General features: G+C 61.8%; 14 protein-coding genes. 8 read left to right on the top strand and 6 right to left on the bottom strand.

Annotated features, from left to right (window positions below):
* Positions 1 to 149: 149 nt before the first annotated feature.
* The 4 genes from rpoH to ftsY all read right to left on the bottom strand — a co-directional run bounded on the left by rpoH (position 150) and on the right by ftsY (position 4,318).
* Positions 150 to 1,004 (bottom strand): RNA polymerase sigma factor RpoH, encoded by an 855-nt coding sequence (gene rpoH / locus ACMYUN_RS16570; RefSeq protein WP_016772717.1) that lies wholly within the window; start codon positions 1,002 to 1,004, stop codon positions 150 to 152.
* Positions 1,005 to 1,119: 115 nt separating this feature from the next.
* The gene (gene ftsX / locus ACMYUN_RS16565; protein WP_122594673.1) at positions 1,120 to 2,145 is read right to left on the bottom strand and encodes a permease-like cell division protein FtsX; all 1,026 of its coding nucleotides are present in this window, start codon (positions 2,143 to 2,145) and stop codon (positions 1,120 to 1,122) included.
* Entirely contained in the window at positions 2,142 to 2,813 is a 672-nt protein-coding gene (gene ftsE, locus ACMYUN_RS16560) for a cell division ATP-binding protein FtsE (RefSeq protein ID WP_016772715.1), read from the bottom strand. The genes ftsX and ftsE overlap by 4 nt, the downstream gene beginning before the upstream one ends.
* On the bottom strand, positions 2,810 to 4,318 hold the full coding sequence (ftsY, locus tag ACMYUN_RS16555; RefSeq protein ID WP_415761158.1) for a signal recognition particle-docking protein FtsY: 1,509 nt from the start codon (positions 4,316 to 4,318) through the stop codon (positions 2,810 to 2,812). Before ftsY ends, ftsE begins: the two co-directional genes overlap by 4 nt.
* Here ftsY and ACMYUN_RS16550 point away from each other — a divergent pair.
* From ACMYUN_RS16550 to ACMYUN_RS16530, 5 genes are all read left to right on the top strand, one after another.
* On the top strand, positions 4,317 to 4,511 hold the full coding sequence (locus tag ACMYUN_RS16550; RefSeq protein WP_056786354.1) for a hypothetical protein: 195 nt from the start codon (positions 4,317 to 4,319) through the stop codon (positions 4,509 to 4,511). The genes ftsY and ACMYUN_RS16550 overlap by 2 nt on opposite strands.
* A gap of 151 nt (positions 4,512 to 4,662) precedes the next feature.
* Positions 4,663 to 6,018 (top strand): M16 family metallopeptidase, encoded by a 1,356-nt coding sequence (locus ACMYUN_RS16545; protein WP_415761157.1) that lies wholly within the window; start codon positions 4,663 to 4,665, stop codon positions 6,016 to 6,018.
* The gene (locus ACMYUN_RS16540) at positions 6,011 to 7,501 is read left to right on the top strand and encodes a M16 family metallopeptidase (protein WP_415761156.1); all 1,491 of its coding nucleotides are present in this window, start codon (positions 6,011 to 6,013) and stop codon (positions 7,499 to 7,501) included. The genes ACMYUN_RS16545 and ACMYUN_RS16540 overlap by 8 nt, the downstream gene beginning before the upstream one ends.
* The gene (rsmD, locus tag ACMYUN_RS16535; RefSeq protein ID WP_016772711.1) at positions 7,501 to 8,115 is read left to right on the top strand and encodes a 16S rRNA (guanine(966)-N(2))-methyltransferase RsmD; all 615 of its coding nucleotides are present in this window, start codon (positions 7,501 to 7,503) and stop codon (positions 8,113 to 8,115) included. Before ACMYUN_RS16540 ends, rsmD begins: the two co-directional genes overlap by 1 nt.
* Before the next feature lie 65 nt (positions 8,116 to 8,180).
* Positions 8,181 to 9,176 (top strand): hydrolase, encoded by a 996-nt coding sequence (locus ACMYUN_RS16530; RefSeq protein ID WP_415761155.1) that lies wholly within the window; start codon positions 8,181 to 8,183, stop codon positions 9,174 to 9,176.
* 120 nt (positions 9,177 to 9,296) lie between these two features.
* Here ACMYUN_RS16530 and ACMYUN_RS16525 read toward each other — a convergent pair whose 3' ends face one another.
* Entirely contained in the window at positions 9,297 to 10,151 is an 855-nt protein-coding gene (locus ACMYUN_RS16525) for a sulfurtransferase (RefSeq protein WP_415761154.1), read from the bottom strand.
* Positions 10,152 to 10,182: 31 nt separating this feature from the next.
* Entirely contained in the window at positions 10,183 to 10,854 is a 672-nt protein-coding gene (locus ACMYUN_RS16520) for a TetR/AcrR family transcriptional regulator (RefSeq protein WP_016772708.1), read from the bottom strand.
* Between the two features lie 147 nt (positions 10,855 to 11,001).
* Here ACMYUN_RS16520 and ACMYUN_RS16515 point away from each other — a divergent pair, with 147 nt between their 5' ends.
* The 3 genes from ACMYUN_RS16515 (at position 11,002) to ACMYUN_RS16505 (ending at position 14,734) form a co-directional block, all read left to right on the top strand.
* Positions 11,002 to 12,432, top strand: coding sequence for a coniferyl aldehyde dehydrogenase (locus tag ACMYUN_RS16515; RefSeq protein ID WP_415761153.1), 1,431 nt, complete (start codon positions 11,002 to 11,004; stop codon positions 12,430 to 12,432).
* Between the two features lie 29 nt (positions 12,433 to 12,461).
* Positions 12,462 to 13,007, top strand: coding sequence for a twin-arginine translocation pathway signal protein (locus ACMYUN_RS16510; protein ID WP_415761152.1), 546 nt, complete (start codon positions 12,462 to 12,464; stop codon positions 13,005 to 13,007).
* A 131-nt stretch (positions 13,008 to 13,138) separates the two neighbouring features.
* Entirely contained in the window at positions 13,139 to 14,734 is a 1,596-nt protein-coding gene (locus tag ACMYUN_RS16505) for a GMC family oxidoreductase N-terminal domain-containing protein (RefSeq protein WP_415761151.1), read from the top strand.
* The last annotated feature ends 2 nt before the right edge of the window (positions 14,735 to 14,736 follow it).

Genomic DNA, 14,736 nt, shown 5'->3' with positions numbered 1-14,736 from the left:
GCGAAAGCGGTGGATCATTCAGCAGTGGCGGTGACTGACACTCCGCTTTCGCGAGCAAGCTCGCTCCCACATGGGTTTTGCGTGAAGCCAGAAATGAAAACGCCCCGATCATCGCTGATCGGGGCGTTTTTTTGTCGCGGCTTCGCCAGTTACGCGGCGATCGACAACTTGAGCTTATTCATCGCGCTCTTTTCGAGCTGACGGATTCGCTCGGCCGACACGTTGTACTTCTGCGCCAGGTCGTGCAGCGTGGCTTTCTCTTCTGCCAGCCAGCGCTGGTAGAGGATGTCGCGGCTACGCTCGTCCAGCACTTCCAGTGCTTCGTGCAGGTTGGTGTTCGAGTTGTCGCTCCAGTCGGCATCTTCCAGTTGACGGGCCGGGTCGTACCGGTGGTCTTCCAGATAGTTGGCCGGCGACTGGAAAGCGCTGTCGTCGTCGGCTTCGGCAGCCGGGTCGAAGGCCATGTCATGGCCGGTCAGGCGGCTTTCCATTTCGCGCACTTCACGTGGTTCGACGCCAAGGCTTTCCGCCACACGGTGGACTTCCTCGTTGTTCAGCCACGCCAGGCGCTTCTTCTGGCTGCGCAGGTTGAAGAACAGCTTGCGCTGGGCCTTGGTGGTCGCGACTTTCACAATGCGCCAGTTGCGCAGGATGAACTCGTGAATTTCCGCCTTGATCCAGTGCACGGCGAACGACACCAGACGCACACCCATTTCCGGGTTGAAGCGCTTGACGGCCTTCATCAGGCCGACGTTACCTTCCTGGATCAGGTCAGCCTGAGCCAGACCGTAGCCGGAATAGCTACGGGCAATGTGTACGACAAAACGCAGGTGGGCGAGCACCATCTGCCGAGCCGCCCCCAAATCCTGCTCATAGTAGAGACTCTCGGCCAGTTCACGCTCCTGCTCCGGCGTCAGCAATGGAATGCTGTTGACGGTGTGCACGTAGGCTTCCAGGTTCGCACCCGGAACCAGCGCATACGCAGGTTGCAAAGAATTGGTCATACGAAAAAACCTCCCACTTACATACTCGTGCCTCTCGGCACTGCGAAAAATTGACCGGGAACTCAGGTACAAGTTCCCATAAAAACCGCAAGGTCAATCACGCGCAAAAAAGATTCTACTTCGGCGCCAGCTCCCTGAGATGACGTGCGACTGCAATCCATGCACCGATATAACCCAACAGCACCGCGCCAAGCAAGAGCGACAGACCGTCGGCCACTGGCACGCCGGCCAGGGCGAAATCACTGCCGTACAAGCCGGCCAGTCCAACCACCGCATCGTTCAGCCAGTTGAGGCCGAACGCCAATACACCCCAGGACAACAGCCCTGCACCGAAGCCATACAACGCGCCCATATACAGGAAAGGGCGACGCACATAACTGTCAGTGCCGCCGACGAGTTTAATCACTTCTATCTCGGTGCGGCGGTTTTCAATATGAAGACGAATGGTATTGCCTATCACCAAAAGTAATGCAGACACCAACAACACCGTCAGACCGAAGACAAAGCGGTCGCCAAGCTTGAGGATGGCTGCCAGACGCTCGACCCAGACTAGATCAAGTTGCGCCTGTTGTACCTTCGGCAGCTCGGAAAGTTTTTGTCTTAATGCTTCGAGTGTCGGCTTGTCGACTTCGTTCGGTGTCACCAGCACCACACCCGGCAACGGGTTCTCGGGCAGCTCACGCAGGGCTTCGCCCAGGCCGGACTGCTGCTGGAACTCTTCCAGCGCCTGATCGCGGCCGACATATTCGGCATCAGCGACGCCGGGCATGCCTTTGATCTGCTCACGCAGTGCTTCACCCTGCTCCGGGCTGGCGTCGAGTTGCAGGTACAGGGAAATCTGCGCCGCACGCTGCCAGGAACCGCCAAGACGCTCGACGTTATTGAGCAACAGCGACAGCCCCATCGGCAGACTCAGCGCAACGGCCATTACCATGCAGGTGAAGAAGCTGCCGATCGGCTGTTTGCCGAGGCGGCGCAGGCTGTCGAGCAGGCTGGCGCGATGGCTTTCGACCCAGGCGCGAAACAGCGTGGCGAAGTCCGGGCCGTCGTCATCGTCATGCTTTTTCTTTTTTGGCGGTTGCGGGTCAGCGGCTTTCGGGGCCACGCGCTCGGAAACCTTCGGACTGCGTGTTGCACTCATACCCCGGCCTCCCCGTCGCCGATCAGGCGGCCGCGTTGCAGGGTCAGCATGCGATGACGCATGCGCGCGATCAGTGCCAGGTCGTGACTGGCGATCAGCACGCTGGTGCCCAAACGGTTGATGTCTTCGAACACGCCCATGATCTCCGCCGCCAGACGCGGGTCGAGGTTACCGGTCGGTTCGTCCGCCAGCAGCAAGGCCGGGCGGTGGACGATGGCGCGGGCGATGCCGACGCGCTGTTGCTGACCGGTGGACAGGTCGCCCGGGTACAGATCGGATTTGTCCGACAGTGCCACGCGCTCCAGCGCCGAATCGACGCGCTTGGCAATCTCGACCTTGGACAGGCCGAGAATCTGCAGTGGCAAGGCGACGTTGTTGAACACCGTGCGGTCGAACAGCAACTGGTGATTCTGGAACACCACGCCGATCTGCCGGCGCAGAAATGGAATCTGCGCGTTGCTGATGGTGCTCAGGTCTTGCCCGGCGAGCAGCAGTTTGCCGCTGGTCGGCCGCTCCATTGCCAACAACAGGCGCAACAGCGTGGATTTACCGGCACCGGAGTGACCGGTGACAAACAAGAACTCGCCACGACGGACTCGAAAGCTCAGCTCATGCAAGCCGACGTGACCGTTCGGGTAGCGTTTACCGACCTGTTCGAAACGAATCATGAACGCTCCCGCTCGGCAAACAGTGCCTGGACAAAGGGTTCGGCTTCAAAGGTACGCAAATCGTCGATGCCTTCACCGACGCCGATGTAGCGGATCGGCAGACCGAACTGCTTGGCCAGGGCGAAAATCACCCCGCCCTTGGCGGTGCCGTCGAGCTTGGTCAGGGCCAGGCCGGTCAGTTCGACAGTCTGATTGAACTGCTTGGCCTGGTTGATGGCGTTCTGGCCAGTGCCGGCGTCGAGCACCAGCAGCACTTCGTGTGGCGCGTCGGCGTCGAGCTTGCCGATCACCCGGCGAACCTTTTTCAACTCTTCCATCAGGTTGTCTTTGGTGTGCAGACGGCCGGCGGTGTCAGCGATCAACACGTCGATGCCACGAGCCTTGGCGGCCTGCACGGCGTCGAAGATCACCGAAGCCGAATCGGCACCGGTGTGCTGGGCGATGACCGGAATCTTGTTGCGCTCGCCCCAGACCTGCAATTGCTCGACTGCCGCGGCACGGAAGGTATCACCGGCGGCCAGCATGACCTTCTTGCCTTCCAGTTGCAGCTTCTTCGCCAGTTTGCCGATGGTGGTGGTTTTGCCGGCGCCGTTGACGCCGACCACCAGAATCACGAACGGCTTGTTCTGCGAGGCGATTTTCAGTGGCTGTTCAACCGGCTTGAGCATCGCCGCCAGTTCGGCCTGCAAGGATTTGTACAGGGCGTCGGCGTCGGCCAGTTCCTTGCGGGCGACCTTTTGAGTCAGGCGCTGGATGATCTGCGTGGTGGCTTCAACGCCGACGTCGGCGGTCAGCAGACGGGTTTCGAGGTCATCGAGCAGGTCATCATCGATGGTCTTGCGCCCGAGGAACAGGCTGGCCATGCCCTCGCCGATGCTGGCGCTGGTCTTCGACAGGCCTTGCTTGAGACGGGCGAAGAAGCCGGCTTTGGTTTCTTCGGTGCGCGGGGTTTCGACGGGCGTTTCTACGGGCGCTTCCATCGGCACGACCGGAGCGACAACTGGCGCAGCGGCAAGCGGTGCAGGCTCAGGTTCAGGTTCAGGTTCAGGTTCAGGCTCGGACGGCTGGATAACCGGGGCGACGGGTTCAGAGATGACCGGCACGGGCTCGACGAGCGCTTCAGGCACAGGCTGCGCAATAACCTCGGCAACCGGCGCAGGAATCTCTGGCGTCACATGCGGCGCCGCTTCTTCGACGAAGGCCACCGGCTCTTCTGCCACTGGCAAAGTCAGCCACGGTTCGGCGGAGGGTGTCAGCGGCAACTCGGCAGCGGCGGGCGCTTCCGGCTCGGCTTCAGCCTCCGGTTGCAGCACCGGTTCGGCGATCGGCAGCACAATCGGCGCCGGCTCTTCTTCTATTACAGGTGCAGGCGCGGGGGCCGGCTCAGCAATCGCGGGCGGCTGTTCGACGACGGGTTCCTGCGGTTTCTTCCGCAGCCATCCGAACAGGCTTTTCTTCTCGCCAGCCGCAGCTGGGCTCTTCTTGTCGTCGTTGGAACCAAACATGGAGGACGGCTATCTCACGGTAGCGACGCGCCAACAGGGCGCCCCGGCAAATAAATATTCGATGCAGAACAGACTGTGTTTCACCCAGCTTGTTCACGCGCAACATTTTGTCGAGGCGCCGAAGGCACCTCAAACTTCAATTAACACGAAGGACTGGAGCGGCATCGTCGGCGAAAACGCGCAGTTCAGATGAAAAACTGCTGCTATCCGCGACAAACCCATACAGCCTGACCGGGTATCGAAACCTGATAGGCGTGGCCGCCAGTAAAACGGATCAGTATCCTAGCACCCTCTCGCCCGCCGACGCTAAGACCAAGCGGGCAGCCCAACAGGTTGAAAAACGAATGAATGCTCTAGCCCGCCGCGCTGCTGGCCTGCTGCTCAGCGCAGTCTGTCTGCCCCTTTCGGCCCTGGCGGCCGACCCGCAACCGACCCATGAATTCACCCTCGACAACGGCCTCAAGGTCGTCGTGCGCGAAGACCATCGTGCGCCGGTGGTCGTTTCGCAGATCTGGTACAAGGTCGGCTCCAGCTACGAGACTCCGGGCCAGACCGGTCTGTCCCACGCGCTCGAGCACATGATGTTCAAGGGCAGCGAAAAAGTCGGCCCCGGCGAAGCTTCGCTGATCCTGCGTGACCTCGGCGCCGAAGAGAACGCGTTCACCAGCGACGACTTCACGGCTTATTACCAGGTGCTGGCCCGCGATCGCCTCGGCGTGGCGTTTGAGCTGGAAGCCGACCGCATGGCCAACCTGCGCCTGCCGGCCGACGAGTTCGCCAAGGAAATCGAAGTCATCAAGGAAGAGCGCCGCCTGCGCACCGATGACAAGCCGATGTCCAAGGCCTACGAGCGCTACAAGGCCATGGCCTACCCGGCCAGCGGTTATCACACGCCGACGATCGGCTGGATGGCTGACCTCGACCGCATGAAAGTCGAGGAACTGCGCCACTGGTACCAATCCTGGTACGCGCCGAACAACGCCACGCTGGTGGTGGTCGGTGACGTCACCCCAGACGAAGTGAAAACCCTCGCCCAGCGCTATTTCGGCCCGGTCGCCAAACGCGACGTGCCACCGGCGAAAAAACCGCTGGAACTGGCCGAGCCCGGTGAACGCCAGATCACCCTGCGCGTGCAAACCCAACTGCCGAGCCTGATGCTTGGCTTCAACGTGCCGAGTATTGCTACTGCTGACGACAAACGCTCGGTCAACGCCCTGCGCCTGATCTCGGCGCTGCTCGACGGTGGCTACAGCGGGCGCATCCCGGCGCAACTGGAACGCGGCGAAGAGCTGGTCTCCGGCGGCTCGTCGGACTATGACGCCTACACCCGTGGCGACAGCCTGTTCACCCTGTCGGCGACGCCAAATACGCAGAAGAAAAAGACCATCGCCCAGGCCGAAGCCGGCTTGTGGAAACTGCTTGAGCAACTGAAAACCACCGCGCCGTCTGCCGAAGAGCTGGAACGCGTCCGTGCTCAAGTCATCGCCGGCCTGGTTTACGAGCGTGACTCGATCACCAGCCAGGCCACCGCGATCGGTCAACTGGAAACGGTCGGTCTGTCGTGGAAGCTGATGGACACCGAACTGGCCGATCTGGAAAGCGTGACCCCGCAAGACATCCAGAACGCCGCGAAAAAGTATTTCACCCGCGAACGTCTCAGCGTCGCCCACGTCCTGCCAATGGAGACGACTCATGAGTGAGCGCAAAACCCCACGCCTGATGCTGCTTGGCCTGCTCGCTGTCGCGGTGATCGGCTCGGCAGCGGTTTATTTGTCGCCAAGCGCTGACAGCAAGGCCAGCGAAGCACTGGATAACGCCAAGTCCAGCCAGAAACTGCAATCGCTGGCCGAACTCGACGGCAAGGCCCCGGCCAGCCGCAAGCTCGATGTGCAGACCTGGAACACCGCTGAAGGCGCGAAAGTGCTGTTCGTCGAAGCCCATGAACTGCCGATGTTCGACATGCGCCTGATCTTCGCCGCGGGCAGCAGCCAGGATGGCAACGTCCCCGGCCTCGCCGTGCTAACCAACGCCATGCTCAACGAAGGCATCGCCGGCAAAGACGTCGGCGCAATCGCCCAGGGGTTTGAAGGCCTCGGCGCCGACTTCGGCAACGGTGCGTTCAAGGACATGGCGCTGGCTTCGCTGCGCAGTCTGAGCGCACCTGAGCAGCGTGAACCGGCGTTGAAGCTGTTCGCCGATGTGGTCGGCAAACCGACCTTCCCCGCCGACTCCTTCGCGCGCATCAAGAACCAGCTGCTCGCCGGTTTCGAGTACCAGAAACAGAACCCCGGCAAACTCGCCAGCCTCGAGCTGATGAAGCGTCTGTACGGCGATCACCCATACGCGCATTCCAGCGATGGCAATGCGCAAAGCGTGCCGAAGATCACTGTCACGCAATTGCGCGAGTTTCATGCCAAGGCCTACGCCGCCGGCAACGCTGTGATTGCACTGGTCGGCGACCTGTCGCGAGCCGAAGCCGAGGCGATCGCCAATCAGGTCTCCTCTGCCCTGCCGAAAGGCCCGGCACTGGCGAAGATCGCTGCGCCGCAGGAACCGAAGGCCAGCGTCAACCACATCGAATTTCCGTCGAAACAGACCAACCTGATGCTCGCGCAACTGGGCATTGATCGCGACGATCCGGATTACGCCGCGCTGTCGCTGGGCAATCAGATCCTCGGCGGTGGTGGTTTCGGTACGCGCCTGATGAGCGAAGTGCGCGAGAAGCGTGGCCTCACCTACGGCGTGTATTCGGCGTTCAGCCCGATGCAGGCCCGTGGGCCGTTCATGATCAACCTGCAGACCCGCGCCGAGATGAGCGAAGGCACCCTGAAACTGGTCCAGGACGTGCTCGCCGACTACCTGAAAACCGGGCCGACGCAGAAAGAACTCGACGATGCCAAGCGCGAGTTGGCCGGCAGCTTCCCGCTGTCCACCGCGAGCAACGCCGACATCGTTGGCCAACTCGGCGCGATGGGCTTCTATAATCTGCCGCTGAGCTATCTCGACGATTTCATGCGGCAGTCGCAGAGCCTGACTGTGGAGCAGGTGCGCGATGCGCTGAACAAACACCTGAGCACGGAGAAAATGGTCATCGTCACCGCTGGCCCGACCGTGCCGCAAAAGCCGTTACCGGCCCCATCTGATAAACCTGCCGAGCAACCGCTCGGGGTTCCGGAGCATTAATGGCGACTCGAGCACCGAAAAAACCTGTGCAAAACGTGCACAACGGCGTCAATCAGCTGCGCATCATTGGCGGCCAGTGGCGCAGCCGCAAGCTGAGCTTCCCCGACGCGCCGGGCCTGCGCCCGACCCCGGATCGCGTGCGCGAAACCCTGTTCAACTGGCTCGCGCCCTATGTCGAAGGGGCGAAAGTGCTCGACCCGTTCGCCGGCAGCGGCGCGCTGTTTCTCGAAGCGTTGTCCCGTGGCGCGGCCACTGCTCAGGCCCTGGACGCGAGCAACGTTGCAGTGTCCAGCCTGAAAGAACACCTCGGCACCCTGCGTTGCAGCAACGGCCAAGTGCAAACTGCCGATGCGCTGCGCTACCTGGAAACCCAAACCGCAACGCCGTTCGACCTGGTGTTCCTCGACCCGCCGTTCAACCAGAACCTGTTGCCAGCGGTTTGTACCTTGCTGGAAGAGCGCCAATGGCTGGCGGCCGATTCGTGGATCTACACTGAAAGCGAAACAGCGCCATCGACGCTGGGCCTGCCGGGCAACTGGCGCCTGCATCGTGAACAGAAATCCGGTCGGGTTTTTTACGCGTTGTGGCAACGCACGGCGGACATCGCCGGCTGACAAGGTCGCAAGCAAACTGCGGCGAGGGGGCGTATTCCCTCGCCACAAGCCCATCGAGAATCATCGTGCCCCCTTCGCCAGAACGCTTCATCCCCGCCTTCGGCCTCGGCAATCCGCATCTGCAAACCCTGTGGGGGCCGCTGTGGCGCAAGACCGTGCACATCGAGCGCGAACGCGAACGCCTGTGGCTCGAGGACGGCGATTTCCTCGACCTCGACTGGCACGGCCCGCACAGCGCCGAGGCGCCGTTGGTACTGGTGCTGCACGGTTTGACCGGCTCTTCCAATTCGCCCTATGTGGCGGGCATTCAAAAGGCCTTGGCCGACCAGGGCTGGGCCAGCGTCGCACTGAACTGGCGCGGTTGTTCCGGCGAGCCGAATCTGTTGCCGCGCAGCTACCACTCCGGCGCCAGCGAAGACCTTGCCGAAGCCATCCAGCACCTGCGCGCGAAACGACCGTTGGCGCCGTTGTATGCGGTTGGCTATTCCCTGGGCGGCAACGTGCTGCTCAAGCATCTGGGCGAAACCGGCAGCGACAGCGGCGTGCTCGGCGCGGTGGCGGTGTCGGTGCCGTTCCGTCTCGATCAATGTGCCGATCGTATCGGCCAGGGGTTTTCGCGGGTGTATCAGGCGCATTTCATGCGCGAAATGGTCGCCTACATCAGGAACAAGCAGCGTCAGTTCCAGCATGACGGGCGCGAAGACGGCCTGGCAAAACTGGCCGCGCTCGGCTCGCTGGAGAACATGCGCACTTTCTGGGATTTCGACGGCCGGGTTACCGCGCCATTGCACGGTTTCAATGACGCCGAGGATTACTACCGCCGCGCATCGAGCCGCTACTACCTTGGCGAAATCCGCACGCCGACGCTAATCATTCAGGCCGCGGACGATCCGTTCGTGTTCCCGCACAGCTTGCCGCAACCCGACGAGTTGTCAGCCTGCACCCAGTTCGAATTACAGGCGCGTGGCGGTCACGTAGGTTTCGTCGACGGCTCGGTGCGCAGGCCCGGGTATTACCTGGAGCGGCGCATACCGCAATGGCTGACCGCACTCGGTCATTGAGCGCCGCATATCCCTTGTAGGAGTGAGCCTGCTCGCGATGGCGGTGGGTCAGTCTTGAAATTCAATGCCTGACAGGACGCCTTCGCGAGCAGGCTCACTCCTACAGGGAGATGACGGTGTTTATTCGCCGGTGGCAATACCACGCGATGGCTCGTTGATCCATTCGCTCCACGATCCGGCATACAGCGCACCCAGCGGATAACCGGCCAGGCACAGCGCAAACAGGTTGTGACACGCCGTCACCCCGGAGCCGCAGTAGGCGACGAGTTCCGACGGTGAGCGATCGCCCAGTTTTGCGGCAAAGCGCTGCTTGAGCTGCTCGGCCGGCAAGAAGCGACCGTCACTGCCGAGATTGTCGGTGAACGCCGCGCACTGCGCGCCGGGAATATGTCCGGCCACCGGATCGATCGGTTCCATTTCGCCCTTGAAGCGCGGCAAGGCGCGGGCGTCGAGCAGGGTCAGGGTTGGCTGGCCGAGGCGTTCCTGCAATTGCTCGGCGCTGAGCAACAGGCTCATGTCCGGCTGACCACTGAAGTTACCCGGCGTCACGCTCGGCGGATCCAGGCTCAGCGGCAGGCCGGCCGCGTGCCAGGCTTTGAGCCCGCCATCGAGAATGAATACGCCGTCGCGCTTGCCCAGCCATGCCAGCAACCACCACGCCCGCGCCGCGTATGCACCCGGGCCGTCGTCGTACAAAACCACATCGCTGTCGCTGCTGATGCCCCAGGCTTGCAGGCGTTCGATCAGCGCCGCCGGCTCGGGCAACGGATGACGCCCGGTCACGCCCTTCTCGACTTTACCGCTCAGATCCCGCTCCAGATCGGCGAAACTCGCCCCGGCAATGTGCCCTTCGGCGTAGCTGCGCTGGCCGTAATCCGGATCTTCGAGGGCAAAACGACAATCGAGAATCACCAGCCCCGGCTGCTCTTTGCGAGCGTCCAGTGCTTGTGGGCTGATCAACTGCGCAATCGACATAACGGGCTCCTGTGGAATTCGGCTGAACGGTTTATTTCACGTCTTCAAGGGCCTGCGCCAGCGGCACATAGAACTCGTCGAACAGTGCGTTGACTTCATCCCGCGCCTGATCGGTAACAAACCCTGCTTCCAGCACCAGCACCTGATACACGCCACGCTTCACGGCCTGTTCGCTGAGGTGGTTGGAGTTTTCACGCGTGGTGCACAGAAAACGCACCCACGACGTCAGGATGATCCACGCATTGAGGGTCAGCGATTCGATCTGCACACGATCCATTTTCAGAATGCCGGCGGCGACAAAACCTTCGTAAATTGCGGCCCCCTGGATCACGCAGCGCTGGGAGAAACGCCGATAACGCGCGGCCAGTTCCGCATCGCTGTCGAGCAGATGCTCGAGGTCGCGGTGCAAAAAGCGGTAGCGCCACATGGCCGAGAGCAGTTCCTTGAGATAGAAACGCTTGTCCTCGACGGTCGCCGGGCGGCCCTGAGGCGGACGCAAAAAGCTGTCCACCAGGGCTTCGTACTCACTGAACAACACGGCGATGATCGCCTGCTTGTTGGGGAAGTGGTAGTACAGGTTGCCCGGAGAAATCTCCATGTGCGCGGCGATGTGGTTGGTGCTGACGCTGCGCTCGCCCTGCTGATTGAACAGCTCCAGGCTGTTCTGAACGATGCGCTCGCTGGTTTTTATTCGTGGGGCCATGGCTTGAGCTTTAATTCAGAGTGCGTTGACGGCGCATCTTACGACCTAACCGGAAATGGATAAAACACTGACGTGCGCGGAAGTCGTTTGACTTTCTAGAGCATCGACTCTAAAAAGTGCTCATTACAATAAAATCCGGAGCCTGCGATGACTGCCGACATTGCCTACCTGCAAACCCTGCAACAGCCTCTTGAAACGCTCGATCGGCAGTTCCAGGCGCAACGAGCCGCGTACTCGGCCAACCCGATGCCGCTGGCCGCGCAACGTCAACAGTGGCTTAAGGCTTTACGCGATTTGCTTAGCAGCGAGCGTCAGGCGTTGATCGAAGCGATCAGTGCCGACTTCAGTCATCGCAGCGCCGACGAAACCCTGCTCGCCGAATTGATGCCGAGCCTGCACGGCATTCACTACGCCAGTCGTCATCTGAAAAAATGGATGCAGCCCTCAAGGCGCAAGGTCGGCATGGCGTTCCAGCCGGCTTCGGCGAAGGTGGTTTATCAGCCGCTGGGCGTGGTCGGTGTGATCGTGCCGTGGAACTACCCGCTGTATCTGGCCGTGGGGCCGATGGTCGGCGCCCTGGCTGCCGGCAATCGGGTGATGCTCAAGCTCAGCGAATCGACTCCGGCCACAGGGCTGTTGCTCAAAGAGCTGCTGGCGCGGATCTTTCCCGAAGACCTGGTTTGCGTGGTGCTGGGTGAGGCGGATGTTGGCGTGGCGTTCTCCCGTCTGCCTTTCGATCACTTGCTGTTCACCGGTTCCACCAGCGTCGGCAGACACGTCATGCGCGCTGCGGCGGAAAATCTCACGCCAGTCACCCTGGAACTGGGCGGCAAGTCGCCGGCCATCGTCTCCAGAGACGTACCGCTCAAGGACGCCGCCGAACGCATCGCCTTCGGCAAGACCCTCAATGCCGGGCAGACCTGCGTCGCGCCTGACTATGTGCTGGTGCCGGAAGACCGCGTCGGCGCTTTCGTCGAGGCCTATCGTCAAGCTGTGAAAGGCTTCTACCCGACACTGGCCGACAACGCCGACTACACCGCGATTATCAACGAACGCCAGTTGGCCCGGCTCAACGGATATGTCAGCGACGCAACCAGCAAAGGCGCGCTGCTGATCCCGCTGTTCGAACAAGGCCAGGGCCGCCGCATGCCGCACAGCGTGTTGCTCAATGTCAGCGATGAGATGACCGTGATGCAGGACGAAATCTTCGGCCCATTGCTGCCGATCGTGCCTTACCGCGATCTGGAGCAGGCATTCGCTTACATCAATCAGCGGCCTCGTCCTCTGGCTCTTTACTACTTTGGCTACGACAAACGCGAGCAGCATCGCGTACTGCACGAGACCCATTCCGGCGGTGTGTGCCTGAACGACACTTTGTTGCATGTCGCTCAGGACGACATGCCCTTCGGTGGCATCGGCCCCTCGGGCATGGGCCATTACCACGGCCACGAAGGTTTCCTGACGTTCAGCAAGGCCAAGGGTGTGCTGATCAAACAGCGCTTCAACGCGGCGCGGCTCATCTACCCGCCCTACGGCACATCGATTCAAAAACTGATTCAAAAGCTGTTCATTCGCTAAACGTTCGTCGACGCCGGGTAATAACAACAATGCACCCAAGCCTGACCGAAACACCCGCCCTGTCGCGCCGTGGCCTGCTGAAATTCAGCCTCGGCGCCACCGCGTTTCTCGCCACCGCCGGCCTTGGCGCCAGCCTCACTGGCTGCTCGTCGAGCGTCAGCGCCAACGGCTTTGTCGTTTTGCGCGACGGCGATCTGCTGTTCCTGCGCGCGCTGGTCCCGGTGATGCTCGACGGCGCCGTCGCCGCCGGGGAAATGCCCGCAGCGGTCGACGGCACGCTGAAGTCGCTGGACTACAGCCTTGATCACGTGTCGCCGGAAATGCTCAAGCTCACTCGGCAACTGTTCGACGTGCTGGGTATGGCCGTGACCCGTGGCCCGCTCACCGGCATCTGGGGCAGTTGGGAAAACGCCAGCCCTGCAGCGATGCGGCATTTCCTCGAACGCTGGGAGAACAGTTCACTGAGCTTGCTGCGCATGGGCCATAGCTCATTGCAGCAGATGGTGATGATGGCCTGGTACACCCGCGCCGAGTCCTGGGCTCACTGCGGTTATCCCGGGCCGCCGAAGGTCTGAAACCGGGGCGCGGCCTTCGCGAGCAGGCTCGCTCCCCTATTTGAAATGCATGTCCCTGTGGGAGCGGGCCTGCTCGCGAAGGGGCCAACTGCATCACCTCAGCATCCAGAATAATAAAGAGAACCTGACCGATGCCCGTACCCGATCCCTTCCGTGAAGGCCTCGCCCGAGGCTGGAAAACCTACAACGGCGCGCAACTGAGCGACGACCTCACCCTCGAAGCCGACGTGGCGATCATCGGCAGTGGCGCCGGCGGCGGCACCACGGCGGAGATCCTCAGCGCGGCCGGCTACAAAGTCCTGCTGATCGAAGAAGGCCCGCTGAAGACCAGTTCGGATTTCAAACTGCTCGAAGACGAGGCCTACAGCAGCCTCTATCAGGAAGGCATCGGACGCATGAGCAAGGACGCCGCGATTACTATCCTGCAGGGCCGCGCGGTCGGCGGTACGACGCTGATCAACTGGACCTCAAGCTTTCGCACACCCGAACCGACCCTCGAACACTGGGCCAGCGAACACAACGTCAAAGGCCATAGCCCGGCAGAGATGGCGCCGTGGTTCGAAAAAATGGAGCAGCGCCTCGGCGTCGCCCCCTGGATGGTGCCGCCTAACGCCAACAACGATGTGATCCGCAAAGGCTGCGAGCAACTCGGCTACAGCTGGCACGTGATCCCGCGCAACGTGCGTGGCTGCTGGAATCTCGGCTATTGCGGCATGGGCTGCCCGAGCAACGCCAAGCAATCAATGATGGTCACGACCATCCCGGCGACGTTGGAAAAGGGCGGTGAGCTGCTGTATCTGGCGCGTGTGGAGAAACTGCTGATCAGTGGCGACAAGGTCACCGGCCTGCATTGCGTGGCGATGGACGAGCGCTGCGTCGAGCCGACCGGGCGCAGCATCAGCGTCAAGGCGCGACATTACGTGCTGGCCGGCGGCGGCATCAACAGCCCGGCGCTGTTGCTGCGCTCCGACGCACCGGATCCGCATGAGCGCGTGGGCAAGCGCACCTTTCTGCACCCGGTGAACATGTCCGCCGCGCGTTTCGCCGAGGTGGTCAATCCGTTTTACGGCGCGCCGCAGTCGATCTATTCCGACCATTTCCAGTGGAAGGACGGCACCACCGGGCCGATGGCGTTCAAACTCGAGGTGCCACCGCTGCACCCGGCGCTGGCAGCCACACTGCTCGGCGGTTTCGGCCAAGAGAACGCGCAACACATGGCTGATCTGCCGCACACACACGCGATGCTGGCACTGCTGCGCGACGGCTTCCACCCGGACAGCAGCGGCGGCTCGGTGGAGTTGCGCGGCGATGGCTCGCCAGTGCTCGATTATCAAGTCTCGCAGTACGCCTGGGACGGTCTGCGCCGGGCCTTTCACGTGATGGCCGAAATTCAGTTCGCCGGCGGCGCGCAATCGGTGATGCCGATGCACGCCGACGGCCGCTATGTGAAGACACTGGCTGAGGCGCGCTCGCTGATCGACGGATTGAGCCTGGAGCTATATCGCACGCGTTTGGGCAGCGCTCACGTCATGGGTGGTTGTGCGATGGGTGAAGATCCGAAAAACGCGGTAGCCGACAGCCTCGGTCGCCATCATCAACTGCGCAATCTGTCGATTCACGACGGCTCGCTGTTCCCCACCAGCATCGGCGCCAACCCGCAGTTGTCGGTGTATGGCCTGACCGCGCAACTGGCGACAGCCTTGGTTGACCGACTGAAAAATCCATGAAA

The organism is Pseudomonas sp. CP4, from assembly GCF_047758505.1.
Taxonomy (GTDB): domain Bacteria; phylum Pseudomonadota; class Gammaproteobacteria; order Pseudomonadales; family Pseudomonadaceae; genus Aquipseudomonas; species Aquipseudomonas fluorescens_AO.
The sequence above is the reverse complement of the archived record's forward strand: the minus strand, read 5'-3'. Positions and strand labels throughout refer to the sequence as shown.

Bases quoted from the DNA above. Each gene is read 5' to 3' on its own strand.
- rpoH (WP_016772717.1), bottom strand. From the start codon at position 1,004: ATGACCAATTCTTTGCAACCTGCGTATGCGCTGGTTCCGGGTGCGAAC.
- ftsX (WP_122594673.1), bottom strand. From the start codon at position 2,145: ATGAGTGCAACACGCAGTCCGAAGGTTTCCGAGCGCGTGGCCCCGAAA.
- ftsE (WP_016772715.1), bottom strand. From the start codon at position 2,813: ATGATTCGTTTCGAACAGGTCGGTAAACGCTACCCGAACGGTCACGTC.
- ACMYUN_RS16550 (WP_056786354.1), top strand. From the start codon at position 4,317: ATGGAGGACGGCTATCTCACGGTAGCGACGCGCCAACAGGGCGCCCCG.
- ftsY (WP_415761158.1), bottom strand. From the start codon at position 4,318: ATGTTTGGTTCCAACGACGACAAGAAGAGCCCAGCTGCGGCTGGCGAG.
- ACMYUN_RS16545 (WP_415761157.1), top strand. From the start codon at position 4,663: ATGAATGCTCTAGCCCGCCGCGCTGCTGGCCTGCTGCTCAGCGCAGTC.
- ACMYUN_RS16540 (WP_415761156.1), top strand. From the start codon at position 6,011: ATGAGTGAGCGCAAAACCCCACGCCTGATGCTGCTTGGCCTGCTCGCT.
- rsmD (WP_016772711.1), top strand. From the start codon at position 7,501: ATGGCGACTCGAGCACCGAAAAAACCTGTGCAAAACGTGCACAACGGC.
- ACMYUN_RS16525 (WP_415761154.1), bottom strand. From the start codon at position 10,151: ATGTCGATTGCGCAGTTGATCAGCCCACAAGCACTGGACGCTCGCAAA.
- ACMYUN_RS16520 (WP_016772708.1), bottom strand. From the start codon at position 10,854: ATGGCCCCACGAATAAAAACCAGCGAGCGCATCGTTCAGAACAGCCTG.
- ACMYUN_RS16515 (WP_415761153.1), top strand. From the start codon at position 11,002: ATGACTGCCGACATTGCCTACCTGCAAACCCTGCAACAGCCTCTTGAA.
- ACMYUN_RS16510 (WP_415761152.1), top strand. From the start codon at position 12,462: ATGCACCCAAGCCTGACCGAAACACCCGCCCTGTCGCGCCGTGGCCTG.
- ACMYUN_RS16505 (WP_415761151.1), top strand. From the start codon at position 13,139: ATGCCCGTACCCGATCCCTTCCGTGAAGGCCTCGCCCGAGGCTGGAAA.